Origin of the sequence: Streptomyces sp. NPDC127114, from assembly GCF_042677525.1 — a bacterium.
In the GTDB taxonomy this organism is placed as follows: Bacteria; Actinomycetota; Actinomycetes; order Streptomycetales; family Streptomycetaceae; genus Streptomyces.
Genome location: NZ_JBHXTJ010000021.1, coordinates 75,374 through 101,922, shown reverse-complemented (window position 1 = coordinate 101,922; position 26,549 = coordinate 75,374). Strand labels below are relative to the sequence as shown.

The 26,549-nt window shown below is 71.7% G+C and carries 23 protein-coding genes; 14 read left to right on the top strand and 9 right to left on the bottom strand.

What is annotated here, in order from left to right; translation table 11 throughout:
- The first annotated feature begins 4 nt into the window (after window positions 1-4).
- From nuoL to nuoN, 3 genes are read left to right on the top strand one after another with little or no spacing between them, the layout of a single operon-like run.
- Entirely contained in the window at window positions 5-1,942 is a 1,938-nt protein-coding gene (nuoL, locus tag ACFVGS_RS21845) for an NADH-quinone oxidoreductase subunit L (RefSeq protein WP_385693401.1), read from the top strand.
- 4 nt (window positions 1,943-1,946) lie between these two features.
- Window positions 1,947-3,536, top strand: a complete 1,590-nt coding sequence (locus tag ACFVGS_RS21840; RefSeq protein WP_385693400.1) for an NADH-quinone oxidoreductase subunit M — start codon at window positions 1,947-1,949, stop codon at window positions 3,534-3,536.
- A complete protein-coding gene (gene nuoN, locus ACFVGS_RS21835; protein ID WP_385693399.1) occupies window positions 3,533-5,194 on the top strand; it encodes an NADH-quinone oxidoreductase subunit NuoN in 1,662 nt (553 codons plus the stop codon). The genes ACFVGS_RS21840 and nuoN overlap by 4 nt, the downstream gene beginning before the upstream one ends.
- Before the next feature lie 77 nt (window positions 5,195-5,271).
- Here the strand turns inward: nuoN and ACFVGS_RS21830 are convergent, their stop codons facing one another.
- Complete coding sequence (locus ACFVGS_RS21830) at window positions 5,272-5,847, bottom strand: hypothetical protein (protein WP_385693398.1); 576 nt, start codon at window positions 5,845-5,847, stop codon at window positions 5,272-5,274.
- Between the two features lie 254 nt (window positions 5,848-6,101).
- On the opposite strand from ACFVGS_RS21830, the gene ACFVGS_RS21825 reads away from it, so the two are divergent.
- Both ACFVGS_RS21825 and ACFVGS_RS21820 read left to right on the top strand, forming a co-directional pair.
- On the top strand, window positions 6,102-7,088 hold the full coding sequence (locus tag ACFVGS_RS21825) for an AraC family transcriptional regulator (protein ID WP_385693397.1): 987 nt from the start codon (window positions 6,102-6,104) through the stop codon (window positions 7,086-7,088).
- A 42-nt stretch (window positions 7,089-7,130) separates the two neighbouring features.
- Window positions 7,131-7,961 (top strand): carbohydrate-binding protein, encoded by an 831-nt coding sequence (locus ACFVGS_RS21820; RefSeq protein WP_385693396.1) that lies wholly within the window; start codon window positions 7,131-7,133, stop codon window positions 7,959-7,961.
- Window positions 7,962-8,091: 130 nt separating this feature from the next.
- Here ACFVGS_RS21820 and fahA read toward each other — a convergent pair whose 3' ends face one another.
- Window positions 8,092-9,324 (bottom strand): fumarylacetoacetase, encoded by a 1,233-nt coding sequence (gene fahA / locus ACFVGS_RS21815; RefSeq protein ID WP_384412104.1) that lies wholly within the window; start codon window positions 9,322-9,324, stop codon window positions 8,092-8,094.
- Window positions 9,325-9,627: 303 nt separating this feature from the next.
- Between fahA and ACFVGS_RS21810 the strand changes: the two genes are divergently transcribed.
- Window positions 9,628-10,887, top strand: coding sequence for an LPXTG cell wall anchor domain-containing protein (locus tag ACFVGS_RS21810; protein ID WP_385693395.1), 1,260 nt, complete (start codon window positions 9,628-9,630; stop codon window positions 10,885-10,887).
- A 71-nt stretch (window positions 10,888-10,958) separates the two neighbouring features.
- Here ACFVGS_RS21810 and ACFVGS_RS21805 read toward each other — a convergent pair whose 3' ends face one another.
- Window positions 10,959-12,959 carry a CocE/NonD family hydrolase gene (locus tag ACFVGS_RS21805; RefSeq protein ID WP_384412148.1) on the bottom strand — a complete coding sequence of 667 codons (2,001 nt, stop codon included), beginning with the start codon at window positions 12,957-12,959 and terminating at the stop codon, window positions 10,959-10,961.
- A 483-nt stretch (window positions 12,960-13,442) separates the two neighbouring features.
- Here ACFVGS_RS21805 and ACFVGS_RS21800 point away from each other — a divergent pair, with 483 nt between their 5' ends.
- Window positions 13,443-14,453, top strand: a complete 1,011-nt coding sequence (locus ACFVGS_RS21800) for a polyprenyl synthetase family protein (RefSeq protein ID WP_385693394.1) — start codon at window positions 13,443-13,445, stop codon at window positions 14,451-14,453.
- Window positions 14,454-14,747: 294 nt separating this feature from the next.
- A complete protein-coding gene (locus ACFVGS_RS21795; RefSeq protein WP_385693393.1) occupies window positions 14,748-15,923 on the top strand; it encodes an outer membrane lipoprotein carrier protein LolA in 1,176 nt (391 codons plus the stop codon).
- 68 nt (window positions 15,924-15,991) lie between these two features.
- On the opposite strand, the gene ACFVGS_RS21790 is transcribed toward ACFVGS_RS21795, so the two are convergent.
- From ACFVGS_RS21790 to ACFVGS_RS21780, 3 genes are all read right to left on the bottom strand, one after another.
- Window positions 15,992-17,308: a M28 family metallopeptidase gene (locus tag ACFVGS_RS21790; protein WP_385693392.1), complete on the bottom strand. Its 1,317-nt coding sequence runs from the start codon at window positions 17,306-17,308 to the stop codon at window positions 15,992-15,994.
- A gap of 208 nt (window positions 17,309-17,516) precedes the next feature.
- Window positions 17,517-18,743, bottom strand: coding sequence for a serine hydrolase domain-containing protein (locus tag ACFVGS_RS21785; protein ID WP_385693391.1), 1,227 nt, complete (start codon window positions 18,741-18,743; stop codon window positions 17,517-17,519).
- Between the two features lie 187 nt (window positions 18,744-18,930).
- Window positions 18,931-19,833 (bottom strand): alpha/beta hydrolase, encoded by a 903-nt coding sequence (locus tag ACFVGS_RS21780; protein WP_385693390.1) that lies wholly within the window; start codon window positions 19,831-19,833, stop codon window positions 18,931-18,933.
- 119 nt (window positions 19,834-19,952) lie between these two features.
- Between ACFVGS_RS21780 and ACFVGS_RS21775 the strand changes: the two genes are divergently transcribed.
- Window positions 19,953-21,365 (top strand): helix-turn-helix domain-containing protein, encoded by a 1,413-nt coding sequence (locus ACFVGS_RS21775; protein ID WP_385693389.1) that lies wholly within the window; start codon window positions 19,953-19,955, stop codon window positions 21,363-21,365.
- Between the two features lie 144 nt (window positions 21,366-21,509).
- Window positions 21,510-21,695, top strand: coding sequence for a DUF5708 family protein (locus ACFVGS_RS21770; RefSeq protein WP_385693388.1), 186 nt, complete (start codon window positions 21,510-21,512; stop codon window positions 21,693-21,695).
- Between the two features lie 21 nt (window positions 21,696-21,716).
- On the opposite strand, the gene ACFVGS_RS21765 is transcribed toward ACFVGS_RS21770, so the two are convergent.
- The 3 genes from ACFVGS_RS21765 to ACFVGS_RS21755 form a co-directional block, all read right to left on the bottom strand.
- The gene (locus ACFVGS_RS21765) at window positions 21,717-22,283 is read right to left on the bottom strand and encodes a Uma2 family endonuclease (protein WP_385693387.1); all 567 of its coding nucleotides are present in this window, start codon (window positions 22,281-22,283) and stop codon (window positions 21,717-21,719) included.
- A 49-nt stretch (window positions 22,284-22,332) separates the two neighbouring features.
- Window positions 22,333-23,325, bottom strand: coding sequence for a helix-turn-helix domain-containing protein (locus ACFVGS_RS21760; protein ID WP_385693386.1), 993 nt, complete (start codon window positions 23,323-23,325; stop codon window positions 22,333-22,335).
- A gap of 215 nt (window positions 23,326-23,540) precedes the next feature.
- The gene (locus ACFVGS_RS21755; protein ID WP_385693385.1) at window positions 23,541-23,999 is read right to left on the bottom strand and encodes an ATP-binding protein; all 459 of its coding nucleotides are present in this window, start codon (window positions 23,997-23,999) and stop codon (window positions 23,541-23,543) included.
- 143 nt (window positions 24,000-24,142) lie between these two features.
- On the opposite strand from ACFVGS_RS21755, the gene ACFVGS_RS21750 reads away from it, so the two are divergent.
- From ACFVGS_RS21750 to ACFVGS_RS21735, 4 genes are read left to right on the top strand one after another with little or no spacing between them, the layout of a single operon-like run.
- Window positions 24,143-25,009 carry a Scr1 family TA system antitoxin-like transcriptional regulator gene (locus ACFVGS_RS21750; protein WP_385693384.1) on the top strand — a complete coding sequence of 289 codons (867 nt, stop codon included), beginning with the start codon at window positions 24,143-24,145 and terminating at the stop codon, window positions 25,007-25,009.
- Window positions 25,006-25,194 carry a DUF397 domain-containing protein gene (locus ACFVGS_RS21745; protein WP_384412074.1) on the top strand — a complete coding sequence of 63 codons (189 nt, stop codon included), beginning with the start codon at window positions 25,006-25,008 and terminating at the stop codon, window positions 25,192-25,194. Before ACFVGS_RS21750 ends, ACFVGS_RS21745 begins: the two co-directional genes overlap by 4 nt.
- A gap of 38 nt (window positions 25,195-25,232) precedes the next feature.
- Window positions 25,233-25,751 (top strand): DUF1203 domain-containing protein, encoded by a 519-nt coding sequence (locus ACFVGS_RS21740; RefSeq protein WP_385693383.1) that lies wholly within the window; start codon window positions 25,233-25,235, stop codon window positions 25,749-25,751.
- 10 nt (window positions 25,752-25,761) lie between these two features.
- On the top strand, window positions 25,762-26,463 hold the full coding sequence (locus tag ACFVGS_RS21735; RefSeq protein WP_385693382.1) for a DUF6882 domain-containing protein: 702 nt from the start codon (window positions 25,762-25,764) through the stop codon (window positions 26,461-26,463).
- Window positions 26,464-26,549 lie beyond the last annotated feature (86 nt).

Genomic DNA, 26,549 nt, shown 5'->3' with positions numbered 1-26,549 from the left:
GACCGTGGACAACCTCATTGCGCTGCTCGTCGCGGCGCCCCTGCTCGGAGCGGCCGTCCTGCTGACCGGCGGGCGGCGGCTCGACAGGACCGGGCACTGGCTCGGCACCCTGCTCGCCGCCGTGTCCTTCGTGATCGGCCTGGTCCTGTTCGCCGACATGCTCTCCAGGAGCGCCGACGACCGGGCCCTGCACCAGCGGCTGTTCAGCTGGATCCCGGTCGAGGGCTTCCAGGCGGACATCGCCTTCCAGCTCGACCAGCTGTCGATGACCTTCGTGCTGCTGATCACCGGCGTCGGCACGCTCATCCACGTGTACTCGATCGGGTACATGGAGCACGACGAGCGCCGCCGCCGCTTCTTCGGCTACCTGAACCTGTTCGTCGCGGCGATGCTGCTGCTCGTCCTGGCGGACAACTACCTGCTGCTGTACTTCGGCTGGGAGGGCGTCGGCCTCGCCTCGTTCCTCCTCATCGGCTTCTGGCAGCACAAGCCCAGCGCCGCCACCGCCGCCAAGAAGGCCTTCCTGGTCAACCGGGTCGGCGACATGGGCCTGTCCATCGCGATCATGCTGATGTTCACCACCTTCGGCACCTTCGCCTTCGGCCCGGTCCTCGAAGCCACCGGCGAGACCGGCGAGGGCAAGCTCACCGCGATCGGCCTGATGCTGCTCCTCGCCGCCTGCGGCAAGTCCGCCCAGGTGCCGCTGCAGTCCTGGCTCGGCGACGCGATGGAGGGCCCGACCCCGGTCTCCGCCCTCATCCACGCCGCCACCATGGTGACCGCCGGTGTCTACCTGATCGTCCGCTCCGCCGACATCTTCAACGCCGCCCCGGACGCCCAGCTCGTCGTCACCGTCGTCGGCGCCGTCACGCTCCTCTTCGGTGCGATCGTCGGTTGCGCGAAGGACGACATCAAGAAGGCGCTCGCCGGCTCGACGATGTCGCAGATCGGCTACATGGTCCTGGCGGCCGGCCTCGGCCCGATCGGCTACGCGTTCGCGATCATGCACCTGGTGACCCACGGCTTCTTCAAGGCCGGGCTCTTCCTCGGTGCCGGTTCGGTCATGCACGGCATGAACGACGAGGTCGACATGCGCAAGTACGGCGGCCTGCGGAAGTACATGCCGGTCACCTTCGTGACCTTCGGCCTCGGCTACCTCGCGATCATCGGCTTCCCCGGCCTGTCCGGCTTCTTCTCCAAGGACAAGATCATCGAGGCGGCCTTCGCCAAGGGCGGCACCGAGGGCTGGATCCTCGGCGCCTGCGCCCTCCTCGGCGCCGCCATCACCGCGTACTACATGACCCGCGTGATGATCATGACCTTCTTCGGCGAGAAGCGCTGGCAGCCCGCGCCCGACGCCGACCAGGTGCCCAGCGCCGAACCGGCCGCCGAGCACGCCGAGGGGCGGATGCCGCACCCGCACGAGTCGCCGAAGTCCATGACGCTCCCGATGATCCTGCTGGCCGTCGGATCGGTCGGCGCCGGCGCGTTCTTCGAGTACGCCGGGTTCGTCGAGTGGCTGGAGCCGGTCACCGGCTTCGAGCACGGGCACTCGCCGCTCAGCGCGGCGGCCGTCACCACCGCCACCGTCGTGGTCATGCTCCTCGGCGTCGGCCTCGCCTACCTCCAGTACGGGCGCCGCCCCGTGCCGGTGGTCGCCCCGCGCGGCTCGCTGCTCACCCGGGCCGCCCGCCGCGACCTGCTCCAGGACGACTTCAACCACGTCGTCTTCGTCCGCGGCGGCACCCACCTGACCCGCTCCCTCGTCTACGTCGACCACAGCCTCGTCGACGGGGTGGTCAACGGCACCGCCGCCTCGGTCGGCGGGCTGTCCGGCCGGCTGCGCAAGCTCCAGAACGGCTACGCCCGGTCGTACGCGGTCTCCATGTTCGGAGGTACGGCGGTGCTCATCGCCGCGACCCTGCTGATGAGGGCGGTGTAACCACATGTCCCAAGTGGTCAACGCGGGCTTCCCGCTCCTGACCGTGACGGCGGCCGTGCCCGCGGTGGGCGCCGTGCTCACCGCGGCCGTGCCCGCCGCCCGGCGCACTGCCGCCAAGTGGCTCGCGCTGCTGGTCTCGCTCGTCACCCTGGTCCTCGCCGCGGTCATCTTCGTCGACTTCGAACCAGGCGGCGACCGCTACCAGCTCGCCGAGTCGTACGCCTGGATCAAGGACTTCGGCGTCCGCTACGAACTCGGCGTGGACGGCATCGGGGTGGCGCTCATCGGGCTCACCGCCCTGCTGATTCCGTTCATCATCCTGGCGGGCTGGCACGACGCCGACCCGCTGGAGACCTCCTCCAAGCGGTGGCGGCCCACCCAGGGCTTCTTCGCCCTGATCCTCATGGTCGAGGCGATGGTGATCCTCTCCTTCGAGGCCACCGACGTCTTCCTCTTCTACATCCTCTTCGAAGCCATGCTCATCCCGATGTACTTCCTCATCGGCGGCTTCGGCGACCGCGCGCACAGCGGCACCGACGAGAACGCGGCGGCCCAGCGCTCGTACGCGGCGGTCAAGTTCCTGCTCTACAACCTGGTCGGCGGCCTCATCATGCTGGCCGCCGTCATCGGGCTCTACGTCGTCGCCGGCAACTTCTCGCTCACCGAGATCGCCGCGGCGCGGGCGAACGGCTCGCTGGAGATGGCCACGAGCACCGAGCGGTGGCTGTTCCTCGGCTTCTTCTTCGCCTTCGCGGTGAAGGCGCCGCTGTGGCCGCTGCACACCTGGCTGCCCAACGCGATGGGGGAGGCCACCGCCCCGGTCGCCGTCCTCATCACCGCCGTCGTCGACAAGGTCGGCACCTTCGCGATGCTCCGCTTCTGCCTCGGACTCTTCCCCGAGGCGAGCAAGTGGGCCACCCCGGCGATCGTCGTCCTCGCGCTGATCAGCATCGTCTACGGGGCGCTGCTCGCCGTCGGCCAGCGCGACATGAAGCGCCTGGTGGCGTACGCGTCGATCTCCCACTTCGGCTTCATCATCATGGGCATCTTCGCGATGACCAGCCAGGGCCAGTCGGGCGCCACGCTCTACATGGTCAACCACGGCATCTCGACCGCCGCGCTGATGCTGGTCGCCGGCTTCCTGATCTCCCGGCGCGGTTCGCGGCTCATCGCCGACTACGGCGGTGTGCAGAAGGCCGCCCCGGTGCTCGCCGGCACCTTCCTGATCGGCGGCCTCGCCACCCTGTCGCTGCCCGGACTCGCCCCGTTCGTCAGCGAGTTCCTGGTCCTGGTCGGCACCTTCGCCCGCTACCCGGTGGCCGGGATCATCGCCACCACCGGCATCGTCCTCGCCGCGCTCTACGTCCTCGTCCTCTACCAGCGGACGATGACCGGGCCGGTGAAGGAGGAGACCCGCAACATGCCGGACCTGCGGGCGCGTGAGCTCGCGGTGGTCGCTCCGCTGATCGCGGTGCTGATCTTCCTCGGGGTCTTCCCGAAGCCGCTGACGGACGTCGTCAACCCGGCGGTGCGGCACACCATGTCCGATGTCCAGCAGAAGGACCCGAGCCCCGAAGTGGAGGCGGCCAAGTGAGCGTCACCGCCGTCGCACCCGTCGTCCACACCCTGTGGACGACGGCCGCCGGGCCGATCGACAAGATCCCGGCACCCCACATCGAGTACACCCAGCTGTCGCCCGTGCTCATCGTCGTGGGCGCCGCCGTCGTCAGCGTCCTCGTCGAGGCCTTCGTGCCGCGCAAGGGCCGCCACCACACCCAGGTCTTCCTGAGCGTCCTGGCCCTCGTCGCCGCGTTCGCCGCGGTCGTCGGCCTCGCCGCCGGCGGATACGGCTCCACCAAGGCCCACATCGCGGCCATGGGCGCCATCGCCGTCGACGGGCCCGCCCTGTTCCTCCAGGGCGTCATCCTGCTCTCCGCCGTCCTGGCGGTGCTCACCTTCGCCGAGCGCAGGCTCGACCCGGCCGACCACGGCCACCGGGTCGACTCCTTCGCCGCCGAGGCCGCCGCCGTGCCCGGCAGCGAGCAGGAGAAGGCGGCCGTCAAGGCCGGCTTCACCACCACCGAGGTCTTCCCGCTGGCCCTGTTCGCGGTCTCCGGCATGCTGGTCTTCCCGGCCGCCAACGACCTCCTGACGCTCTTCATCGCCCTGGAGGTCTTCTCCCTCCCGCTCTACCTGCTGTGCGCCGTCGCCCGCCGCAAGCGGCTGATGTCGCAGGAGGCCGCGGTCAAGTACTTCCTGCTCGGCGCCTTCTCCTCGGCGTTCCTGCTCTTCGGCATCGCCCTGCTCTACGGCTACGCGGGCTCCGTGTCGTACTCGGCGATCGCCCAGGTCGTCAGCGGCGACGTCCCCGCGATCGACCCGGCGCTCGCCCAGACCATGGGCAACGACGTGCTGCTGCTCATCGGCTTCGCCATGGTCCTGATGGGGCTGCTCTTCAAGGTCGGCGCCGTCCCGTTCCACATGTGGACCCCGGACGTCTACCAGGGCGCCCCGACGCCGGTCACCGGCTTCATGGCGGCCGCGACGAAGGTCGCCGCGTTCGGCGCGATGCTCCGTTTCCTGTACGTGGTGCTGCCGGGCCTCACCTGGGACTGGCGGCCGGTCATGTGGGCCGTCGCCATCGTCACCATGCTGGGCGGCGCGGTCGTCGCCATCACCCAGACCGACATCAAGCGCCTGCTCGCGTACTCGTCGATCGCCCACGCCGGCTTCATCCTGGCCGGTGTCATCGCGGCCACGCCGACGGGCGTCTCGTCGGTCCTCTTCTACCTGGGCGCCTACTCCTTCGTGACGATCGGCGCGTTCGCCGTGGTCACGCTGGTGCGGGACGCGGGCGGCGAGGCCACGCACCTGTCCAAGTGGGCCGGGCTCGGCCGCCGTTCGCCGCTGGTCGCGGCGGTCTTCGCGGTCTTCCTGCTCGCCTTCGCCGGCATCCCGCTGACCTCCGGCTTCTCCGGGAAGTTCGCGGTCTTCAAGGCGGCGGCGGACGGCGGCGCGGGCGCGCTCGTCGTCGTCGGCGTGATCTCGTCGGCGGTCGCCGCGTTCTTCTACATCCGGGTGATCGTGCTGATGTTCTTCAGCGAGCCGAAGGCGGACGGCCCCACGGTCGCCGTGCCGTCGGGCCTCACCTCGGTCGCGATCACGGCCGGCGTGGTCGTGACGCTGGCACTCGGCTTCGCGCCGCAGTACTTCCTCGACCTGGCGAGCCAGGCGAGCGTGTTCGTGCGGTAGCCGAAGGCGGCCGCCGTACGAGGAAGAGGGGCCCGGATCCCGCCGCGAGGGCGGGGCCGGGCCCCTCTCCCGTGCGCCTACGACTTCGGGTGGGCCGGCTTCGGCTCGTCCGGCTTCGCGTGGTCCTCCGTGCACGGGGTGCAGTGGACGCGCGGGTTGTACGGGGTGAAGACGCCCTTCGGGTTCTTCTTGAAGATCCAGGCGTGCAGCGAGTAGTGCGGCCCGACGGGCTCGAAGTCGAACGGCCCGTCGAAGTCGTGGTCGAAGAGCCGCGGCCTGGGCTGGCCCGTGTTGGGAACGACCCACTCGAGGGCGACCAGTTCGCGCTTGCCGGTCTTGTGGTCGGGGGCGTACAGCACGGCGGCGGGCTTCGTCGGGTCGGTCGAGCCGATGTGGTCCGGGTTCACGTAGTGGTAGCCCATGCCGCCGAGCTCCGGGTCCTCCACGCAGTCGTCGGTGCGCACGTAGCCGTCGTCGATGGCCGCCTGCTCGGACTCGTACTTCTTGGTCGCCTCGTACGTCTTCTTCAGGTCCGGATGCGCGAACTCGTCGCCGGCCGGTGCCTTGGCGACGGCCGGGGCGGCCCCCAGGGCCAGCGAGGTGACGGCGGCCAGCGCGAGCGCGGCCATGAGGGGTCGGGGTCGTGCGGACATGTGTGTCTGCTCCTCGGAAGGGTGGGCGCGCCCGGTGCGGGGCGCCTGACGTCGGCGGGCTCTCCCCGTGACCCGCCACCTCCAGCAGCATCGAACGGACGGTGCGGGTGGCGCACGCGGGGTGACCCATTGGGGGGTGGCCCGAGGGGCGGCCGCGTGCCATCGTGGGCGGAATGGTCTGTACCAGTCGAGGAAGCCGTCCGAGGGCCGGTCGTGGGCCGGCCGTCGCCGGCCGAGGAGAAGGGGACGGCGCGATGCGCGGCACCACCGCCTTACCAGGGACCCCGTGCACCACACCGAAGGAGGGCCAACCGCCCGTGCACCGGCTGGAGGTGCGACTGCCGGACGACGTGCCGTTCGCGGTCGGCACCTTCGACGGCATCGGCCCGATGTCCCGGGCGGACTTCCCGCACCGGCACACCTTCTACGAGATCGTCCACGTCACCCACGGCACCGGCACCCATGTCGTCGACCTGGCGCGCTGGGAGCTGCGCCCGCCGCACATCGGCGTGATCCTGCCCGGACAGGTCCATCACTGGGAGAACGCCCGGGACCTCGACGGCTCCGTGGTCCTGTTCACCCCCGAGTTCCTCCTCGACCACCCCGGCGACGAGGAGTTGCTGCGCCGCATCGGCGAACGCCCCTGGCTCCGCCTCGACCCCGCCGCGCACACCCGCACCGCCCGCCTGATCGCCGAACTCACCGAGGAGTACGGCCACGGGGACAGCGGCTTCGCCACCGTGCTCCGCTCGCTGCTGCACGTCCTCCTCGTCCGTACGGCGCGCCTGGGCGGGCCCGGGGAGGCGGCGGCGCCGACCGGTCGCCACGCGGCCGTCACGGACGCGTTCGTCCGGCTGGTCACCCGAACCGGTACGGACGGCGGGGCCGGAGGCGTCGGCCTGCGGTCCGTGCGCGAGTGCGCCGAGCGGCTCGGGGTCAGCCCCGGCTACCTCACCGAGGCGGTACGGGCGGCCCTCGGCCGCACACCGGGCAGCCTGCTCCGCGAGGCGCGCACCCACGAAGCCCAACGGCTCCTCGCCCGCACGGATCTGTCGGTACGTCAGGTAGCGGCGCGGACGGGCTTCGACGACCCCGCGTACTTCTGCCGCTTCTTCCGGAGGGAGACCGGGATGACCCCCGGTCACTTCCGGAAGCACCACGGAGAACACCACGAGAACCCCCACGACAAGCACCACGACTGCAGTGCTCCGTCCATCGAAGACGCCCCCGGCGACACCTAGGTTTCTGGTCGACCGCTCAAGCCCCCCACCCCAGGAGCAGGCATGGACCGAGAGACCAGCACCGGGCACCTCACCCGCAAGGCCGTCCTGCGCGCCGCGCTCGCGGCGGGCATGGCCGCGCCCGTGGTGCTCATGGGCGTCCCGGCACTCGCCCGTACCCTCACCGACGGCACGGGCGCCGCACCCGCGCTCACGCCGGCGTGCGACGACGGCGACGACCCCACGCCGCCCCAGACCGAAGGCCCCTACTTCAAGCCCAACTCACCGCGCCGGACCAGCCTGTTGGAGCCCGGGCTGCCCGGCGTGCGGCTGGAGGTGAGCGGCTACGTCTTCGGGCGGGCGTGCCGGCCGGTCTCCGGCGCGCTGCTCGACTTCTGGCAGGCCGACACGAACGGCGCGTACGACAACACCGGATTCCGCTTCCGCGGCCACCAGTTCACGGGCACGGACGGTTCCTTCAGGCTCAGCACGATCGTCCCGGGCCTCTATCCGGGCCGCACCCGGCACCTCCACGTCAAGGTCCAGGCCCCGGGCCGGCCGGTGCTCACCACGCAGCTGTACTTCCCCGGCGAGCCGCGCAACAACACCGACCCGATCTTCGACGCGCGACTGCTGATGAGCGTGCGGGACGCGGGCGGCGGCGGGAAGGAGGCGGCCTTCGACTTCGTCCTGGACGTCCCGCAGGACCCGGGCCCGACGCCGACGCCCACGCCGACGCCCACGGCTCCCGGGGGCACGTGGTCGGCCGGCACCGCGTACCGGGCGGGCGACGCCGCCACGTACGGCGGACGGGGCTACGTGTGCCTCCAGGCACACACGGCCCAGCCCGGCTGGGAGCCGCCGGCGGTGCCGGCGCTGTGGCGGGCGGCGTGACGGGTCGGCCGGATCGACCGTCCGGCCGGTGGCTCGCGGACGCGCCGGGCGGCCCGCACCCGGCCCGCTCCCCGTGCCGTGTGTGCCTCACGGACGAGGCGCACACGGCGGAGGCGGGCCAGGGGCCTGTCTAGGCGGCGGGGTTCGGGGCGATGCGTCCGGTGACCTCGCCGAGGGCGACGCGGGTGCCGTCCGGGCCCGGGGCCCAGGCGGTCAGGGTGACCTCGTCGCCGTCCTCCAGGAAGGTCCGCTTGCCGTCGGCGAGCTCGAGCGCGTCGCGGCCGTTCCAGGTCAGCTCCAGGAGCGAGCCGCGCTGGCCGACCTCGGGGCCGGAGACCGTACCGGAGCCGTAGAGGTCGCCGGTGCGCAGCGAGGCGCCGTTCACGGTCATGTGGGCGAGCTGCTGGGCCGCCGTCCAGTACATGGAGGCGAACGGCGGCTCGGCCACCACCTCGCCGTTGACGGCGACGCTGATGCGCAGGTCGAAGCCGCCGGGCTCCTCCTCGGCGGAGTCGTCCAGGTACGGCTGGAGCGCGAAGTCTCGGGCGGGCGGAGCCACGCGCGCCGCGTCCAGGGCTTCGAGCGGGGTCACCCAGGCCGAGACGGAGGTCTGGAAGGACTTGCCGAGGAACGGGCCGAGCGGCACGTACTCCCAGGCCTGGATGTCGCGCGCCGACCAGTCGTTGAGCAGGGTCAGGCCGAAGACGTGCTCGCGGAAGTCGCCGAGCGCGACGGGCCGGCCCAGCTCGGACGGCGTGCCGACGAGGAAGCCGACCTCCGCCTCGATGTCGAGCTTGACCGAGGGCCCGAAGACGGGCGCCGGGTCGGCGGGCGTCTTGCGCTGGCCGGCCGGGCGCACGACGTCGGTCCCGGAGACGACGACGGTGCCGGCGCGTCCGTGGTAGCCGATCGGCAGGTGCTTCCAGTTCGGGGTGAGCGCGTCGCCGTCCGGGCGGAAGATCCTGCCGACGTTGGTGGCGTGGTGCTCGCTCGCGTAGAAGTCGACGTAGTCGGCGACCTCGTACGGCAGGTGCAGCGTGACGGTGTCCAGGGCGTGCAGCAGCGGCTCCACGACCGGCCGGTGCGCGGGCACGGTCACCCAGCCGGTGAGCGCCCGGCGCACGTCACGCCAGGCGGTCCGCCCGGCGGCGAGCAGCGGGTTGAGGCTCGGCTGCGCGAGCAGCGCGGCGTACGGCGACCCCAGGGCGTGCGCCGCGGCCCCCGCGTCGAGCACGTACCCGCCGATCCGGACGCCGAGCCGGCGGCGCTCGGGCTCGTCGGCGGTGGAGAAGACGCCGTACGGGAGGTTGTGCGGGCCGAAGGGGTCGCCCTCGGGCAGGTCGAGCGGGCTGTGCTCGGGCATCGGTGCTTGCCTCGCTTTCCAGGTGTGTGGGGGACACGTTACGGGGCGTGCGCCAAGGCGCTGATGACATGTGTCACACAGAAACTGCGGCCTCCGTGGGCAACTGTCCGGGTTCGCGGGCTTTGTGGCGCCGGTGCGTGCGCGGTGCGACGGGAGGGCCTGTCACGGCCCGGCGAATGTCGCTATTCCGCGGCGTATTCCGGTCATACGATCAGCCCGTCGTTGCGCCGCGTGACCTATCCGCAGGCGCGCGACCCCACAACTCCGTTTCTCTCATCTTCGTCCGACCAGAAAAGGTCCATCTTGAAGATCCGCCGAATTCTCGCCACGGCCGTGGCCGCCGCGGTGACCACGCCGGTCGTGTTCCTTTCCGCCGCGCCGGCGTTCGCCGAGGACAAGCCTGCGTCGCAGACGCAGGACCAGAAGCAGACGATCAAGGAACTGCGCGAGGCCGTCGCCAAGGCGCAGACCGCGTACGAGGCCGCCGTCGTCGCCCACGCCAAGGCCGAGGAGGCCCTGGCCGCGCTGGACAAGGCCGACAACCCGCTGAAGAAGGCGGCCGTCGACGCCAAGAAGGCGTCCGAGCTCGCCGCTGCCGCGAAGAACGTGGCGGACGGCCAGCTGGCCGACGCCGAGAAGGCGCTGGCGGAGATCCAGGCCAAGCCGGACGCCACCGCGGAGGAGAAGGCGCTCGCCGAGAAGGCCGTCGCCGACGCGAAGACCGGCGCCGACGCCGCCAAGACCACCGCCGAGACCAAGGCCGCCGAGGCGGCCGAGGCCAAGGACGCCCTGGACGATGCGCGCGTCGCCGCCGCCCGTGAGGCGGAGAAGGCCCGGGTGGCCAAGGAGAAGGCGGCGAAGGAGCTGGACGCCGCCAAGGAGGCGCTGCGGGAGGCCCTGGCCGAGGAAGAAGAGGAGCCGTTCGAAGACTGCGAGGCCGACAAGGGCATCATCGGCTCCCTGACCGGTCCGAAGGAGATCACCGCCGGTCAGAGCGGGATCTTCACCTTCCGCGTCACCAACAAGGGCAGCGCCGAGATCGAGTCGGTCGATGGTTCCGCCGAGGCGTACATGTACGAGGGCATCAACCTCGACAAGTACCTCCACGTGTCCTGGTCCTCCGCCACCCACCCGAAGTGGCAGCCGATCGAGGAGGACACCATGTTCTCCACCTCCGCGCTCAAGCCGGGCAAGTCCTTCGACTTCAAGCTGAAGGTCACGGTCGACGCCAAGGCCCCCGCCGGTGACGGCGCCGTCTCCACCGGTGCCGGCTACGTCAACGAGGACGGCTCCTGCGGCTGGACCGATGAAGGCACCTACGCCGGCTTCGCCGTGGTCAAGCCCACGAAGCCTGGTACCGGCTCCGCCGGTGGCAACGGAAACACCGCCCAGCAGGGTGGTCAGTCGACCACTCCGGTGACCACCGGAACCTCCGGCACGCTCGCCAACACCGGCGCGGGCTCCTCCACCATGCCGATCGCCCTCGCCGCCGGTGCGGCCGTGGTGCTCGGTGCCGGTGCGATGGTCGTCGTGCGTCGTCGTAAGGCCGGCGCCGACGCGTAAGCGCGTACGTACGGTGCGGTGAAGGGCCCCTTCCGGAATCCGGGAGGGGCCCTTCCTCATGCGGGCGGGGATCAGCCCGCCGTGCGCGGGATGCGTTTCTCCCACGTGCGGTGGAAGACGACCTCCCCGCCCTCCCGGCAGATCACCTCGTCCGACGTCAGGAACGCGTCCGCGTCGCACGTGATCTCCGAGCGGGTCTCGACGCGGACGTCCCACGCCAGTTCCGGGCGGTGGAGGCGGATGTTCCAGTCCGAGCGGGTGCGGGCCGTCAGCGGGCCGGACTCGGCGATCGTGTACGTGTCCAGGGCGTCGTCGGTGTACTCCAGGCCGTCCGGGTAGACCCGGGTGCCGCCGTAGCGCGGGTCGACCTCCAGGCGCCACTCGCCCTTCGCCACGTCGCGGACCACCACCCGCTCCGGGCGCGGCTCCTCCAGCGTGCGCGGGTAGGACACGTTCAGCGGCTCGGACTGTTCCGGTTCCTCGAACTCGACGGCGTCGGCCGTCCGGGCGCGGACCGGGAGGGTGAGGGAGGAACCCGTCGGGTCGAGGGTGAAGCCGGCGGCGTCCGGCTGGGGCCAGATCCACGGCCAGTACGCGGAGGAGACCGCGAGGCGGACCCGGTGGCCGGGCGCGAAGGCGTGGCCGATGGCGTTCAGCCGGAAGTCGTAGCTCTCCCACTCGCCGACCTGCGCCTCGACCGCCCGGTCGCGGCCGTAACGGGCGGAGAGGTTCAGCGCGCCCCGGGTGACGAGCGTGGACGACCCGTCCGGGGCGATGTCGCAGAGGCGGGCGATGACCTGGCCGGTCGGGGCCGCGGCGCGCAGGGACAGCCTCACCGACGGCCTGCCCAGGATCTGGAGGGCAGGACCGGCATCCGGGACCGGGAAGTCGAAGCACGCCGAGTGCGCGTCCTCCTCGCGCTGGTCCGGCGGCAGGTCCGCGTCGTTGCCGAAGGGGAAGAAGCGGCCCGCGTCGAGGCCGGTCTGCTGGGGCGAGGACACCCCCACCGGGTCGCCCTGGAAGCCGTACGTCACCGGGGTGACGTTCGGCGACGGCCAGGACGGCTCGGTGACCCAGCGGCCCGGCAGCTCCTCGTACACCGTCGCCGGCGGGTGCGAGTCGCTGATCCAGGAGCGCAGCAGCGGTTCGGCCATCACGTCGTTGTCGACGTTCTTGAGGTGGTGGTCCCACCAGCGCAGGGTCTCCTGGAGGAAGCCGATCGCCGGGCCGGGCGGCAGCCCGCGGTCGGGGTACTGGTGCGACCAGGGGCCGATGATGCCGCGGACGCGGTCCTGCGGGAGGTGCTCGACGAGCCGGAGCACGGTGTCGCGGTACGGGTCGTGCCAGCCGCCCACGGCGAGGACGGCGGAGCGGATCGAGGTGTAGTCCTCGCAGACGCTGCCGTGCCGCCAGTACGCGTCGCGGGTCTGGTGGGCGAGCCACGTGTGGGTGAACGGCGTCACCGCCTCCAGGCGCTTCAGCCACATCTCGCGCCACTCCTCGCCCACGTAGTGCGGGTCCGGCGGCCTGGACACGAAGGCGAGCATGGTCGCGGCCCAGGCGTGCATGTCGACGGCGAGGACGGAGCCGCCCAGGTAGTGGAGGTCGTTGTCGTAGCGGTCGTCGGTGGAGCAGACGGTGACGACCGCCTTCAGGGGCTCGGGCGCCAGGGCGGCGATCTGGAGGCTGTTGGAGCCGCCCCAGGAGATGCCGAACATGCCGACCCGGCCGGTGCACCAGGGCTGCTCGGCGAGCCAGTTCACGACGGCCACGCCGTCGGCGAGCTCGGTCGCGTCGTACTCGTCGCCGGGCAGCCCCTCGCTGTTGCCGTGGCCGCGCACGTCCACCCGTACGGAGGCGTAGCCGTGGCCCGCGTACCAGGGATGGCGCTGCCAGTCGCGGGGCGCGGTCCAGTCCGTGAGGCGGTAGGGGAGGTATTCGAGCAGGGCGGGGACGGGCTCGTCGGTGAGCGGGCGCCACACGCGGGCGTAGAGCCTCGTGCCGTCGGGCATCGGGATGCGGATGTCCTCGTGGCGGGTCTCGTACGGGAAGCCGGTACGGATCTTCGCCATCCTCGCGGGCTTCGCGTCCTCCGCGGGCTTCACGGTCCTCGTGACCCTCGTGATCCTCGTCATCTTCGTGCTCTTCGTGGTCTTCATGGCTCCGGACACCTCGCGGCGCACCTCTGGTCACGACCGTGCCCGGGCTCGCCGTTCGGGCCGCTGTCGATCACTGTTCGGGACAAAACGCCTACTCCTGGTCGTATGGGCTGATCACGAACATACCGGGGGTGACGGGAAGGCGCCCACGGTGATCGAAACGTGACCGGATACGCTGGCTTGAGTGAATGGACCGACACATCGACAATCCGAGTCATCGGCTGGTCGTGGCAGGGTCATCGGCGAGTCACCGACAGGTCGGCCGGAAGGTCGACCCGCAGGTCGGCCGGCGAGCCGGCCGGCAGGTCGAAGCAGGCCGTCGGCGTGCGGTCCGGACATCGTGAAGACAGCGTCAAGGACAGCGTCAGTAGGCGTCAGCAGACAGGAGATCCCCTCGTGACCGTCGTCGGGCCGTTCGGTCTTAGCGTGCGGGACCAGGCTCTCGAAGCCGATGTCCAGACCGGCTTGGCCGCCGTGGAGGCGGGCCTCCTCGACGCCACCAAGAGCGATGTCCCGTTCATCACGGAGGCCGCGCAGCACCTCGTGCTGGCCGGCGGCAAGCGGTTCCGGCCGCTGCTCGTGATGCTCGCGGCCCAGTTCGGCGACCCCTACGCGCCGGGCGTCGTGCCCTCGGCCGTCGTCGTCGAGCTCACCCACCTCGCCACGCTGTACCACGACGACGTCATGGACGAGGCGGCCGTACGGCGCGGCGTCGCCAGCGCGAACAGCCGCTGGGGCAACTCGCTCGCCGTCCTCACGGGTGACTTCCTCTTCGCCCGCGCGTCGCACACGCTCGCGGACCTCGGACCCGAGGCCGTACGCATCCAGTCCGAGGCGTTCGAGCGGCTCGTCACCGGCCAGATCCTGGAGACCGCCGGACCGCAGGAGGGCCGCGACCCCATCGCGCACTACCTCGACGTCCTCAGCGGCAAGACCGGCTCGCTCGTCGCCGTCTCCTGCCGCTTCGGCGCGATGATGTCCGGCGCGGACGAGGGCACCGTCGACATCCTCACGCAGTACGGCGAGCGGCTCGGCGTCGCCTTCCAGCTCGCCGACGACGTCCTCGACATCGCCTCCGACTCCCACGAGTCCGGCAAGACGCCCGGCACCGACCTCCGCGAGGGCGTCCCCACGCTGCCCGTGCTCCACCTGCGCGCCGCCGCGGCCGCCCACGGCCGCCCGGAGGACCTCGAACTCCTCGCGCTCGTCGAGGGCGACCTCACGGACGACGCCCGCCACGCCGAGGCCCTCCGCCGCCTCCGCGTCCACCCGGCCCTGGAGCAGGCCCGCCGCGAGACGGTCCGCTACGCGGAAGAGGCCCGCGCGATGCTGGCCCCGCTCCCGGAGGGCTACGCGAAGGCGGCCCTGGAGGAACTCTGCGACGCGGTGGTGCACCGGGCGGGCTGAAGTCGGCTTCGCCGGATCGTCTGCCGTCCGGAGTCCGTCGGAACGTGAAGGGCCGCACCCCTTGAGGGGTGCGGCCCGCACCTTTGTGCGGCGGCCTCCTGCGGGCCGGGTGGAGCACCTTGTGCGACGAGACACCGCTGACGTAGTGGTAGCCGTCGGGCGGGCCCGCCCTAGGGGTACGTCATCCCGTAGGTGTACGTGAGGTTGAGTCCGCGGGCTGACGATTCCTGGGCGGTGTGCTGGTGGGATGGATCCATCAAGAAGGGTCCACGAGGGCACGGAGGGAACGCAGACATGGCAGGACAGCGCAAGGCGAGCCGTTACGTCGTCCCGGTCGCGGTGGCCGGGGTGGCCGCGGCGACCATCGGGCTGGTGCCGGCGCTCGCCGCGTCGGGTGACCCGGATCTGCCGGACATCACCGCGCAGCAGCTCATCGAGAAGATCGCCGCCTCGGACACCCAGACCCTGTCCGGCACGTTCAGGATCAGCACCGACCTGGGACTGCCGTCCTTCGCCGGGCTGATCCCGTCGGCGCCCGGCGGCTCCGGCTCCGGTTCCGCGGACCCGTCGGAGCGGCTGACCCAGCTGGTCTCCGGCTCGCACACGCTGCGGGTCGCGGCCGACGGTCCCGACCGGCAGAAGCTGACGCTGCTCGACGGCTCGGACGAGTACAGCCTGATCCACAACGGCGACGACCTCTGGGCGTACGACAGCAAGTCGAACGAGGTCTTCCACGAGAAGGGCGAGAAGGGGGACGAGGGCGAGAAGGGCAAGCACGAGCAGGAGCTGCCCGCCACGCCCAAGGAGCTCGCCGACGAGGTGCTGAAGGCGGCCGGCGACACCACCTCCCTCACCGTCGGCGGTACCGCCAAGGTGGCCGGCCGGGACGCCTACCAGCTGGTGATCAAGCCCAAGCAGTCCGGCTCCACGGTCGAGTCGGTCACGATCGCGGTGGACGCGGCCAACGGCACCCCGCTGAAGTTCACCCTCGACTCCGTCAGCGGCGGCAAGCCGGTCGTCGACGCGGGCTTCACCAAGGTGGACTTCGCCAAGCCCGCCGCCGACACCTTCGACTTCAAGGCGCCGAAGGGCGCGAAGGTCACCGAGGGCGCGGCTGACAAGGCGGGGAAGGACGCCGAGGAGGAGTTCGGCAAGGACTTCGACAAGGGCCTCGGCGGGCTCTTCGGGGGCCTGGGGGAGGGTGCGAAGGGCGAGCCGAACATCATCGGTGAGGGCTGGACCACCATCGCCCGGCTCGACACCGGCGCCCCCGCGCCCAAGACCGGCGAGGCGCCGAAGGAGGTCCAGGGCTTCCTGGACGCCCTCGGCGACAAGGTGAGCGGGAAGTTCGGCTCCGGCACCGTCTTCAAGACGAAGATCGTCAACGCGCTGATGACGGACGACGGCAAGGTCTACGTCGGTGCCGTCACCCCGGAGAAGCTCGTGGACGCCGCCAATTCCGCCAAGTAGGGGCGTGGTTGGGACCCCGGGTGGGTCGGGGCTGTCGTCACCGACCCACCCGGGAGTTTTTCTGCGGACTACGGGAACGTCAGCTTGAAGCTGTTGATGTAGCCCGTGTCGACCGCGGCCTTGTCCTGGACGCGGAGGCTCCAGACGCCGTTGGCGACCTCGGAGGAGGCGTTCACGGTGTAGGTCTGGTTGATGTTGTCGGCGCTGCCGCCGGAGCGGTTGTGCAGGTTGTAGACCGAGCCGTCGGGGGCGACGAGGTCGACGACGAGGTCACCGATGTAGGTGTGGACGATGTTCACGCCCACGGAGAGGTTGCTCGGCGCGTTGCCGCTGATGCCGGACACGGTCACGGACGAGGTCACCGCGGTGCCGTTGTCCGGGACGGACACGTCGGCCGTGTTCTCGAAGACCGTGCCCGGCGGCGGGGTCGTGCCGCTCGACAGGTTCCAGACCGCGTACGCGATGGCGTCGGCGTTGCGGTCCAGGGCGGTGTCGTTGATGTTCGCCGTCGTGTCGCACGAGGAGTGGTAGCAGCGGTCGAAGGCCGTGGCCGTGCCGCCCCACTTCTGCACCTGGGCGGAGGTCTTCACCCGGCTGGCGCCGGTGAACAGGCCGCCGACCGGGATGCCCACGTTCTTGAACGAGGCGTGGTCGGAGCGGCCGTCGCCCTCGGTCTCGATCTCCGTCGGGACGCCGAGGCCCGCGAAGTAGGTCTTGAAGGTTTGCTCGATCGTCGGGTCGTCGTCGTAGACGAAGTAGCCCGGGTTGGGCGAGCCGATCATGTCGAAGTTCAGGTAGCCCTTGATCTTCGAACGCTCGGTGGTGGGCAGGTTGTTGACGTAGTACTTCGAGCCGACCAGGCCCAGCTCCTCCGCGCCCCACCAGCCGAACCGCAGGTGCTTGGTGGGCTGGAGCTGGGCGCGGGAGACGGCGAGCGCGGTCTCCAGGATGGCCGCCGAACCCGAGCCGTTGTCGTTGATGCCGGGCCCCGAGGTGACCGAGTCCAGGTGCGAACCGGACATGATCACCTGGTTCGGGTCGCCGCCCGGCCAGTCGGCTATCAGGTTGTAGCCGGTCGTGCCGTTGTACGTGAACTGCTGGACGGTGGTGGTGTATCCCGCCGCGTCCAGCTTGGCCTTCACGAAGTCGATGGACGCCTTGTAGCCGGTACGGCCGTGGGCGCGGTTGCCGCCGTTGTTCGTGGCGATGGTCTGGAGGTCGGCCAGGTGCTGCTTGACGTTGGTCACCGATATGTCGGGCGGCGTCACGGCGGCGGTGCCCGATGCGGCGGTCGCCGGGGCGGCGCCGGCGAAGGCGCCGAGGACCAGTGCCGAGGCACCGGCCAGGGCCGACAGTCTTGTGGACAGTCTCGCGGAGAGTTTCATGTGGGGGCTCCGGATTCCGAACTGGGGATGGGACGGAACGTGCGAGCGCCTCGCGCCGTGGGTGACGCGAGGCGTTGGAGCGTGTCAGAGCGTGTTTCAGAGCGTGTGGAGCTTCATGGAGCACGAGCTTGGTCGGAGCATGTGCGGCTGCGCTTTGTGTGACGAATGTTCAGCGAGAGTTTGACGTCTCGTCAAGAGCAGAAACCGGTCAGGAGTGTTCGCTCACCGAACATCCGAGCGCCCGCAGCCGCAGCGTCGACATCGCGTCGTCGAGAGGATGAGGCCGGCTCCACCGCATGAGGTTGACGGCGATGGACATCTGGCGCCTGCCGTCCGCTCGCGTCAGGGAGACCGTCCCGGCTCCCCAGACCGTGCCCTCGTTGCCCCAGAAGGTGCCGCAGTCCGGCACCTCGATCTTCTGCAGCCCCAGGCCGTACGTGATCGTCGACCCGTCCAGGGCGATCACCGGCACCGTCCGCCGCATCTGCGCCAGCGAGGCCGGAGCGATGATCCGGCCGCCGAGCAGCGCCCGGTAGAAGCGGTTCAGGTCCTCCATGGTGGACACCAGGCCGCCCCCGGCCATGTCCCACGACATGGTGTAGACGCTGTAGTCGCGCGGCGGTTCGAGCGCGCCCCAGAGCGCCTCGTACATCTTCGAGTGCGGGCCCTTGATGCGCGGCCCGGTGGGGAAGAAGGTGTGCCGCAGCCCGGCCCGCCCGATGACGTTCCGGGTGATGTACTCCTCCGCCGGCACGCCTGTCACCCGCTCCAACAGCTCGCCGAGCAGCAGGTAGTTGGTATTCGAGTAGACGCCGGGGAGCGCGCCGGGCTCGGCCGGCGCCGGCGCCGCGAGACCGAGCGCGATCAGGTCCGGCACCCGGAACCGCGTGAAGCGGTTCTCGTCGAGGCTCTTCGAGGAGACCGGCCCGTCGGCGCCGGATATGGACGGGAAGGCGTACGGGATGTACTCGGCGAATCCGCTGGTGTGGTTGAGCAGCATCCGTACGGTGACCACCCGGCCGCGCTCGCCCGGTACCAGGTCGGGCAGGTAGTCGCCGATCGGGGCGTCGAGCCGTACCCGACCCTGCTCGACCTGCTGGAGCACGGCGGAGGCGGTGAAGACCTTGGTGATGCTGCCGACCCGTTGCAGCAGATCGGGCCGGACCGGGCGCTGCGACTCCAGGTCGGCGACCCCGGCAGCGCCCCGCCAGGTGCGCCCCGCGTCCCGCACTTCGGCGAAGGCGCCGGGCATGCCGGCGGCGTGCAGGCCGTCCAGGGCGGACTGGAGGGCGGCGGGGTCGAGCCCGGGGGTGGGAGCGGGGGCGGGAGAGGGGGCAGGGGCGGGGGACGTGCCGGTCGTGGCGGCCGCGGGGGTGGTGGTCGCCGCCATCAGGCCGAAGGCGGCGAGCCCGAGCAGTGACAGGCGCAGTTTCATGGGGCGGTCCTCTCGTGAGCGGGTGCTGGGTGCTGGGCGCCGGGTGCCGGGCGCTCGGTACCGGGTGCCGGCTGCTGGGCGCTCGGTGCTGGGTGCCGACTGCCGGGCGCTCGGTGCTCGGTGCTGGGTGTTGGGTGCGCGATACCGGGCGCGCGACGCCCGGTGTCGGGCGCTCGGTGCCGGTGCTTCAGTCGGCCAGGGCGCGGCGCAGGACGGCTCCGAGCTCGGCGTTCTGCCGCTGCGACACGTCGGCGGAGACGATCGCCTGCGAGCCGTGGAAGGTGCCGGGCCACTGGTGCAGCTCGACCGACACGCCCGCCTGGAGGAGCCGCAGGGCGTAGTGGATGTCCTCGTCGCGGTTGGGGCAGAGCTCCGCCGTCGCGATGTAAGCGGGCGGCAGGCCCGTCAGGTCCTCGGCGCGGGCGGGCGCCGCGTACGGGGTGGCGGGCCGTCCGCCGAGGTAGTGCCGCCACGACGCCGCGACCTTGTCCCGGTCGATCCAGGGCGTGTCGGTGAAGTTCCGCTGCGACCAGGTCTCCTGCCGGTCGTCGAGCTGGGGCTGGTTGAGCAGCTGGAAGCGGATCGCGGGGCCCCGCTCGTCCCGTGCCCGCAGGGCCACCGCCGCCGCGAGCCCGCCGCCGGCGCTGTGGCCGGCGACCGCGATCCGCGCCGGGTCGACGCCGAGCCGGCCGGCGTTCGCCGCCGCCCAGGTGAGCACCGCGTAGGCGTCGTCGAGGGACGCGGGGAAGGGGTTCTCGGGCGAGAGGCGGAAGCCGACCGAGAGCACCACCACGCCGGAGGTGGCGGCGAGCCGGGTCGCCCACGGGTGTTCGGTGTCCACGTCTCCCGTGACGTGTCCGCCTCCGTGCAGCCAGACGACGGCGGCCCGCGCGTCGTGCGGGCGGTAGACGCGTACGGGTACGTCCGGACCGGCGGCGACCGGCACCGCGAGGTCCTCGACCTCCATGCCGGAGGTGTCCGGCAGCGGCACCGAGGCGGCGAGCCGGGCGAAGAGCTGGCGCGCGCCGGCCGGGTCGGCGAGATCGGCCTGGGGGAACAGCGGGACGAATGCTTCGAGTTCGGGGTCCATGACGGCCATCCTGGCGGCCGCTGCCCGGCGGCGCGGCCGCCGTCCGTCGCGCTTCCGGGCCCGTTCGCGCACCGATCGGCGCGGGCCGCCACGCCGTCGGTCCTTCTATCCTTCCGGGCATGGAGGCACTGGCCCTGCGCCTGTCCGGACTCGATCCGTACGCCGGCGGCGCGATCCGCATCGTGGCGTTCTACGACACGCTGATGCGCCGCCGCGTCGACCTGCCGGCGCTCGCCCGCGCCTCGGCCGGTCTCGCGGAGTGCGTCACCGGGATACGGGTGCACGGCACGGGGCGGGCCGTCCGGGTCTCGCCGCTGGGCACGGAGGCCGACGCGCCGGCGCCGCCCGCACCGGCGCCGCCCGCGTCGACGACGGTGCCGGTCACGCTCGACGAGGAGGAGATCGGCGAGGTGTGGCTGGAGCGGCCCGGCCCGCCGAACGCGCTCGACGAGGTCCTGCTCGACCGCCTCGCGATCGCCGTCGCGGCGGCGGTCGAACGCTACGGCCCGGCCCGTACGACCATGGCCGACCCGGCCCTCGTCGAACTCGCCGTCGCCCCGACCACGGACCCCGCCGCCCGGGCCCGCGCCCTGCGCCTCCTGGGCTTCGCGCCCGGCCGGCCGGTCCAGGCGGTCGCGGTCCGTTCCGGCCTTCCCCTCGACAGGATCGGCGCGCGGATCTGCCCGGCCGGCCTGGTGAAGGCGGCGGTCCTCGCGGCGCCCGGGGGACCTGGCCGACCTGCCGGACCGGGCGGATATGGCGGACTCGCCGGACACGGCGCGCCTGGCGGACTTGCCGGACCTGCCGGACCTGCCGGACCCGCCCGAAGTGCCGGCTCTGGCGGAATCGATGGCCAGGGCGGCGCGCCTGGCGGACCCGCCGGACTTGCCGGACCCGCCGGAAGTGCCGGCTCTGGCGGAATCGCCGGCCAGGGCGCGCATGGCGGACCCGCCGGTCCCGCCGCACCCGCCGCACCCGCCGGACTGGCCGGCCTCGCCCGACTCGGCGGACCTGACGGACGTGGCCGGCCCGCCGTGTCCGGCGGTGAGATCGGCGTGCTGCTCACCACGGCCGTCGACCCCGCCCGCTTCCCGGACGGTGTACGGGCCGGGGTCGCCGACGCGGACAGTCCCGAGACGTCCTGGCGGCAGGCCCGCACGGCCCTGCGCTTCACCACCGACCACCAACCGGTCGTCCACTACGCCGACTTGGGCGCCCTCGCACTGCTCGCCGACGTCCCCGACGCGGCCGCACGCGCCAACCCGGACGTCGCCGCACTCGCCCGGGCGGTGGCCGGCCCGGAGGGCCAGGAAGCCCTGGAGACCCTCGACGCCTACTGCGCCACCGCCTCGCTCCGCCGCGCCGCCGAGCGCCTCCACCTCCACCACAGCAGCGTCTCCCGCCGCCTCGACCAACTCGGCAAGGCGCTCGGCCTCGACCTCACGGCCCCGACGGGCCTCACGCGGGCCCGGCTGGCGCTCACGGCGTGGCGGCTCCTGGCCGACGGGCCCGAGCCCGGGCGCTGGCCCTGAACTCGCCGCCTCCATCGAACGATGCAGCCCGAAATCGTTCCGTCGGCCGAGGAGCCACCCTCCGGCCCGCTCCTACGCTGAAGCCGTCCCCCTCGAACCGACGGCACCCAGTCGAATGCCGTGAGACGCGAGAAGAGGTCTCCCATGAGCCGCGCCACGAAGAACCTGGCCGAAGGATCCGTGACCTTGCTCGTCGGCCTCGCGCTGGCGCTGTTCGCCGACGGGATCGAGATCCCGGTCTTCACCCTCACCAAGGTGGGAGTGGTCCTCGTCGTCGTCGGCGCCGCCCTGCTGCTCACCGGCCTCGTCCAGGCGGTACGGGAGAGGTGACGCCCGGCCCGCCGGCCCGTACTAGGGGTAGCGGGGCAGATCGTCGGTGGAGATGGTCCAGTCGGCGATGGTGACGTCCTCGCCGTAGAAGAAGTCCTTGCGCGTCGCGTAGCGGGGGCCGTCGGGCGTGGCGTGGATGTCCGAGAAGACGGCGCCGGAGCCGGTCCGGGGGTCGAAGATCGCGTAGACGGGGATGCCGAGGAGGGGGTAGTCGCGCAGCTTCCCGACCCAGTCGTTGTCGGGGTTCGAGCGCGAGACGACCTCGATGGCGGCGATGAGGGTACGGGGGTCGAAGGAGCCGTCGCCCTCCATGTCCGCCATGGAGATCACCATGATGTCGGGGTGGCGCATGACGCCTTGCGGCTCGTCCTCAACGTCGGGCTCTCCCGTATGGGCCGCGATGTCTTCCGGCATCCCCTTCTCAAGGCGCCGACGCAGCTGCAACACGGTCAACTCGTGTGGGCGACTCGGGGCCATCATGTCGTGGACGATTCCTTCTTTGGTGATCTCGAACTTGCCAGGGACGGTGTCGTCCAGGCGGTCCAGGGCTTCGCGCATGGTCCGGTAGAGCGGGAATGCGGTGGTCATGGCGCCGGCTCCTCGTGTGTGCCCTGGGGCCCGAGTCATCAGCTTCATGCTAGGCGGCCTCTCTTGTATCGGAGCGGCAATCCCGGCACCGGCCCGGTGTGGCGGAGCGGAAGGGGCGGTCGCAGCCGTCGCACATCTGGAACGGGTCAGGGGCCGGGGGCCCGGCAGGGAGGGGCGGCGGCATCAGCACGACGAGGCGGTGCGCCAGGAGGCCCGCCGGGTGGGCCAGGTCGTCGGGGAGGCAGGCCGAGAGCGTGCGCGTTACGGCGTCGGGGTGGGCTCCGCGGTCGAGCCACGCCGTCACTCCCGGGGCGAGGCGCCGGACGTCGCGCTCGGACAGCAGGAGCCGGGGTGAGTGGAGGCGGAGGCCGGCGAGGAGCTCGGCGGCGGGGCGGTGGCGCTCGTCGAGCGGCGCGGCCGGCGGAGGCTGAGACGGCGGCGGGGTCTCGCCACGCTTCGGCGAAGGCGCCGGAGGCGGCGGAGGGGCCGGAGGGGCCGGAGGTGGCGGAGGTTGCGAAGGCCGCAGAGCTTGTGACGGCGCCGGAGGCGGAGAAGGCGAGGGCGGCGGCGAGGGCGGCGAAGGCCGCGGGGGCCGCGGAGGCGACGAGGGCTTGGCGCGCTTCCGCGAAGGGGGCGGCGGAGGAAGCGGGGGGAGCGGAGTGTCCGGCGGTGTCTTCGGCGGCGTCTCCGGCGAGGGGTCGCGCTCAGCCCTCGGGCGGTTGTACGAGATTGTGCGCGGCACGATCCGGCCATCGGGAAGCCGCTCCCGGAAACGGGCCAGGTAGCCGTGGGTCTCCAGCTCCCGCATGGCGCGGGCGATGCGCAGCTCGCTCTCGGGCACTTGGGCGGCGATGGCCTTGATGCCGACGGGGGTACCGGCGGGCAGCGACTGGAGGTAGAGGGCCAGCCCTCTCGCGACCAGCGAGATCTTGTGGTTCTGGGCGAGGTGATTGCCGATGACCACGTAGTGGGCCGTGAGCGGGACGTTGTCGTGAATGAGCCCGGAGGCGTGCAGGGGCACGCTAGGGTGCTGTGAAGCCATCGGGAAGGTGCTTCTTCCTCGGTGGTCAGGCCCTCGATCGGGATCGCTAGTCCCGGCCGGGGGCCGACGCATGTCTGGGGGTTGTGGCGTGAGCATATGCCAGGCAACAGGCATGAAATCCAGCCCAGTTGGTACCAATCACCCGAGTGGGTGACGTGCCGGAGGCGGGGAGGCTGGAGGGGAGGGATCGGTAATTTCCCTGGTACTTAAGTCTTTTACGGCGTGGGCCACCGCGCCGCGAGCGCCTGCGTCGCGGGCGGCCGCGACGCCGCCGCTCCGGGCAGGGCCACCTCGGCCCAGACCGTCTTCCGGGGCACCGGCCCCCGCCGGACGCCCCAGCTCCGCGACAGCGCCTCGACGAGCGGCAGCCCGTACCCGGCCGCGACGACGGGAAGCCGGTCGCCCCGGGTGTCCGTGACCTCGATGCGCAGACGTTCCTCGGCGGCGAAGAGCCCGAGGGTGAAGTCCCGGCCGGGCACGCGACCGTGGGTGACGGCGTTGGCGGCCAGTTCGGCCACGATCTGGGCCGCCGGTTCCGAAGCCGCGACCAGCTCCCAGGAGCGCAGCTGCTCGACGGCCAGCAGCCTGGCGAGCCGAGCGCCCCTGGGCGTGGCGGAGAGCCGGATTCCGAATTGGCGTACGGATGCCAAGAGTTGGGTGGGTTCCTGATTCATGTGACCCAGCGTGGTCGTACCTGCTTACGCTGCCCATCGAACATGCCCTTACGTACGGTTACTGTCCGGGGACTGTCCGGTCGTGTCCCGACTGTCCCGCGCGACACTCCGGGAAGGGCTCTGCCCGAAGGAGGTGGGCGCGCATGAGCGTGAACGAAGCTGACGGTACGGGGACAGAGGACGCGGGCTGGGAGGTGGAGCCCGGCGACGAGTCGGGCGCGGCCGTGGTCGCGGCGGTGGGCCGCCAGATCAGGCTGTGGCGCGAGGCGAAGGGGCTGAGCGCGGTAGAGCTCGGGGCGGCCGTGGGTTACGGAGAGGACCTGGTGCGCAAGGTCGAGCGGGGCGCGCGCATCCCCCGACCCGAGTTCCTGGACAAGGTGGACAAGGCGGTGGGGGCCGGCGGGCTGATCTCGGCGATGAAGAGTGACGTGCAGGAGGTCAGGTACCCGAAGCAGGTGCGTGACCTCGCCAAGTTGGAGTCACGGGCGGTCGAGTTCTGTTTCTACTCCAACTTCAACGTCCATGGTCTGCTGCAGACGGAGGAGTTCTCGCGGGCTCTCCTGCGAACGTGGCGACCCGCGTACGGGCAGCAGGAGCTGGACCGCTATCTGGCGGCTCGTGTGGCGCGTCGGGCGGTGCTTGAGCGGGAACCGGCGGCGGAGTTCAGCTTCATCCAGGAAGAGGTGTCGCTGCGTCGGCCGGTCGGGGGCAAGATGGTGTTGCGTCGCCAGCTCGAACGCCTGCTGGAGGTGGCTGAATTGCCCCATGTCGAGATCCAGGTGATGCCGACGGAGCAGGCCGACCACCCCGCGACGGGCGGGCGGATCGCCATCCTGAAGTTCGGGGACGGCACGGCAGTGGGGCGCATGGACGGGGACTTCGGCGGTCGGCCGGTCTCGGATCTCAAGCGGCTCCGGATCTTGGAACTTCGCTATGGCATCCTCCGGTCCATGGCCCTCACTCCTGGGGAGTCCAGGGACTTCATCGAGCAACGGCTGGGAGAGACATGACCGACAACTCCGAACTCAAATGGTGCAAGAGCAGCTACAGCGACAGTGGCAACGGCAACGACTGCGTCGAGGTCGCCACCACCCCCGGCACCGTCCACGTCCGCGACTCCAAGGACACCGAAGGCCCGCGCCTCGCCTTCGGCCCCGGTGCCTGGGCCGGGTTCGTGAGCTTCGCGTCCGAATAGCGCCAGCATTCGTCCCGCGTCCGCGTGAAGGTGGGCGTATGACCACGACGACCTACACGCCACGCGCCATCCCGCCCGCCGCCCTGGCCGAGCTCCGCCGTACCGACGACGCGGGCCGCACGTGCCGGCCGTTCACGGCGGACGCCGAGGCCGCCGGGAATCCGCTGCGCTGCTGCCTGCGCTCCTCGCGCGAGGGGGAGCGGATCGCCCTCGTGTCGTACGCCCCGCTGCGGCGGTGGGCCGCCGAGACGGGGGCCGAGCCGGGGGCGTACGACGAGCAGGGGCCGGTCTTCATCCACGCCGAGGAGTGCGCGGGTCCGCCCGCCGCGCCCGGGACGTACCCCTTCGACCGGCCCGGCGCGCTGCGCACCCTGCGCCGTTACGACGCCGCCGGGCGGATCGTCGGCGGGCGGCTCCTGGAGATCCCGGAGGCGCCGAACGAGGGCTTCGACCGGGCCTTCGAGGAGGCCTTCGCCGATCCGGCCGTCGCGCTCGTACACGTACGGGCCGTGGAGTACGGCTGCTTCCAGTACGAGGTGCGGCGGGACGCCCCGTAGGCTCGGCCGAGTGATCACCGACGAATTCAGCGACGCGTTCCTGCTGGAGGCCGAGCGGCACGCCGCGTGGGGCGCGGCGCAGCTCGAAGCCCTGGCGGACTTCCTGCCCGAGGGGGACTGGACGGCCGACCTGGCGGCCTGCCGCTACCGGCAGGGGCCCGTCGAGCTCAGGGTCGGGGTCCTCGGCACGTACGACATGAACGAACAGAGTTGGATGTGGGGTTGGGCCAACCCCGGGCTGCGAGGTGGTGAGGTCGTCGCGCTGGCCGGAGCCGTCGAGCGGTACGGGCGGGCGCACGGCATCGCCGAACTCACCGCGGAGGTCCTGGACCTGTCCGGCTTCCCCGACCCGCGGCGCGCGGCCGAGATGCTGGCCTTCACCGGGATGGGCGTCGCCGAGGCCGCCGGCTACATCGGCGTGCCCGCCGGCCCGGCCACCCAGGTCTACTTCCTGCCCGACGACCCGCAGGTCCCACGCCCCGGCCTCGACCCGGTCGCCCTGCCCCGCACCCTGCTCACCGGCGCCGGCCTGATCGGCCGCTCGGCCCGCCACGTCGTCGAGGGCCACTTCGACCACCACGGCGCCCCGTACCGCGCGGAACCGGACCGGATCACCGCCGAACTCCCCGGCGGCAGCACGGCCGTGGTCTCCTTCGACGGCCTCGGCCGGATCGCGGGCGTGGAGCTCGACGTCGTACGCGTCGGCGGCTAGGCCGTTTCCCTCGGCGGTCGGCCGTCTCCCTCGGTCGCACGTGCCTGTCCCTGCCCCTCCGTGCCCTCCCGTCGGCTCGTACCCCG

What these genes read in the sequence shown, in the direction of transcription:
- ACFVGS_RS21790 (WP_385693392.1), bottom strand. Translation starts at nt 17,308, where the DNA reads ATGAAACTCTCCGCGAGACTGTCCACAAGACTGTCGGCCCTGGCCGGT.
- ACFVGS_RS21795 (WP_385693393.1), top strand. Translation starts at nt 14,748, where the DNA reads ATGGCAGGACAGCGCAAGGCGAGCCGTTACGTCGTCCCGGTCGCGGTG.
- ACFVGS_RS21825 (WP_385693397.1), top strand. Translation starts at nt 6,102, where the DNA reads ATGCGCGGCACCACCGCCTTACCAGGGACCCCGTGCACCACACCGAAG.
- ACFVGS_RS21830 (WP_385693398.1), bottom strand. Translation starts at nt 5,847, where the DNA reads ATGTCCGCACGACCCCGACCCCTCATGGCCGCGCTCGCGCTGGCCGCC.
- ACFVGS_RS21755 (WP_385693385.1), bottom strand. Translation starts at nt 23,999, where the DNA reads ATGAATCAGGAACCCACCCAACTCTTGGCATCCGTACGCCAATTCGGA.
- ACFVGS_RS21840 (WP_385693400.1), top strand. Translation starts at nt 1,947, where the DNA reads ATGTCCCAAGTGGTCAACGCGGGCTTCCCGCTCCTGACCGTGACGGCG.
- ACFVGS_RS21785 (WP_385693391.1), bottom strand. Translation starts at nt 18,743, where the DNA reads ATGAAACTGCGCCTGTCACTGCTCGGGCTCGCCGCCTTCGGCCTGATG.
- ACFVGS_RS21805 (WP_384412148.1), bottom strand. Translation starts at nt 12,959, where the DNA reads ATGGCGAAGATCCGTACCGGCTTCCCGTACGAGACCCGCCACGAGGAC.
- fahA (WP_384412104.1), bottom strand. Translation starts at nt 9,324, where the DNA reads ATGCCCGAGCACAGCCCGCTCGACCTGCCCGAGGGCGACCCCTTCGGC.
- ACFVGS_RS21745 (WP_384412074.1), top strand. Translation starts at nt 25,006, where the DNA reads ATGACCGACAACTCCGAACTCAAATGGTGCAAGAGCAGCTACAGCGAC.
- ACFVGS_RS21820 (WP_385693396.1), top strand. Translation starts at nt 7,131, where the DNA reads ATGGACCGAGAGACCAGCACCGGGCACCTCACCCGCAAGGCCGTCCTG.
- ACFVGS_RS21750 (WP_385693384.1), top strand. Translation starts at nt 24,143, where the DNA reads ATGAGCGTGAACGAAGCTGACGGTACGGGGACAGAGGACGCGGGCTGG.
- ACFVGS_RS21740 (WP_385693383.1), top strand. Translation starts at nt 25,233, where the DNA reads ATGACCACGACGACCTACACGCCACGCGCCATCCCGCCCGCCGCCCTG.
- ACFVGS_RS21775 (WP_385693389.1), top strand. Translation starts at nt 19,953, where the DNA reads ATGGAGGCACTGGCCCTGCGCCTGTCCGGACTCGATCCGTACGCCGGC.
- ACFVGS_RS21760 (WP_385693386.1), bottom strand. Translation starts at nt 23,325, where the DNA reads ATGGCTTCACAGCACCCTAGCGTGCCCCTGCACGCCTCCGGGCTCATT.
- ACFVGS_RS21765 (WP_385693387.1), bottom strand. Translation starts at nt 22,283, where the DNA reads ATGACCACCGCATTCCCGCTCTACCGGACCATGCGCGAAGCCCTGGAC.
- ACFVGS_RS21770 (WP_385693388.1), top strand. Translation starts at nt 21,510, where the DNA reads ATGAGCCGCGCCACGAAGAACCTGGCCGAAGGATCCGTGACCTTGCTC.
- ACFVGS_RS21780 (WP_385693390.1), bottom strand. Translation starts at nt 19,833, where the DNA reads ATGGACCCCGAACTCGAAGCATTCGTCCCGCTGTTCCCCCAGGCCGAT.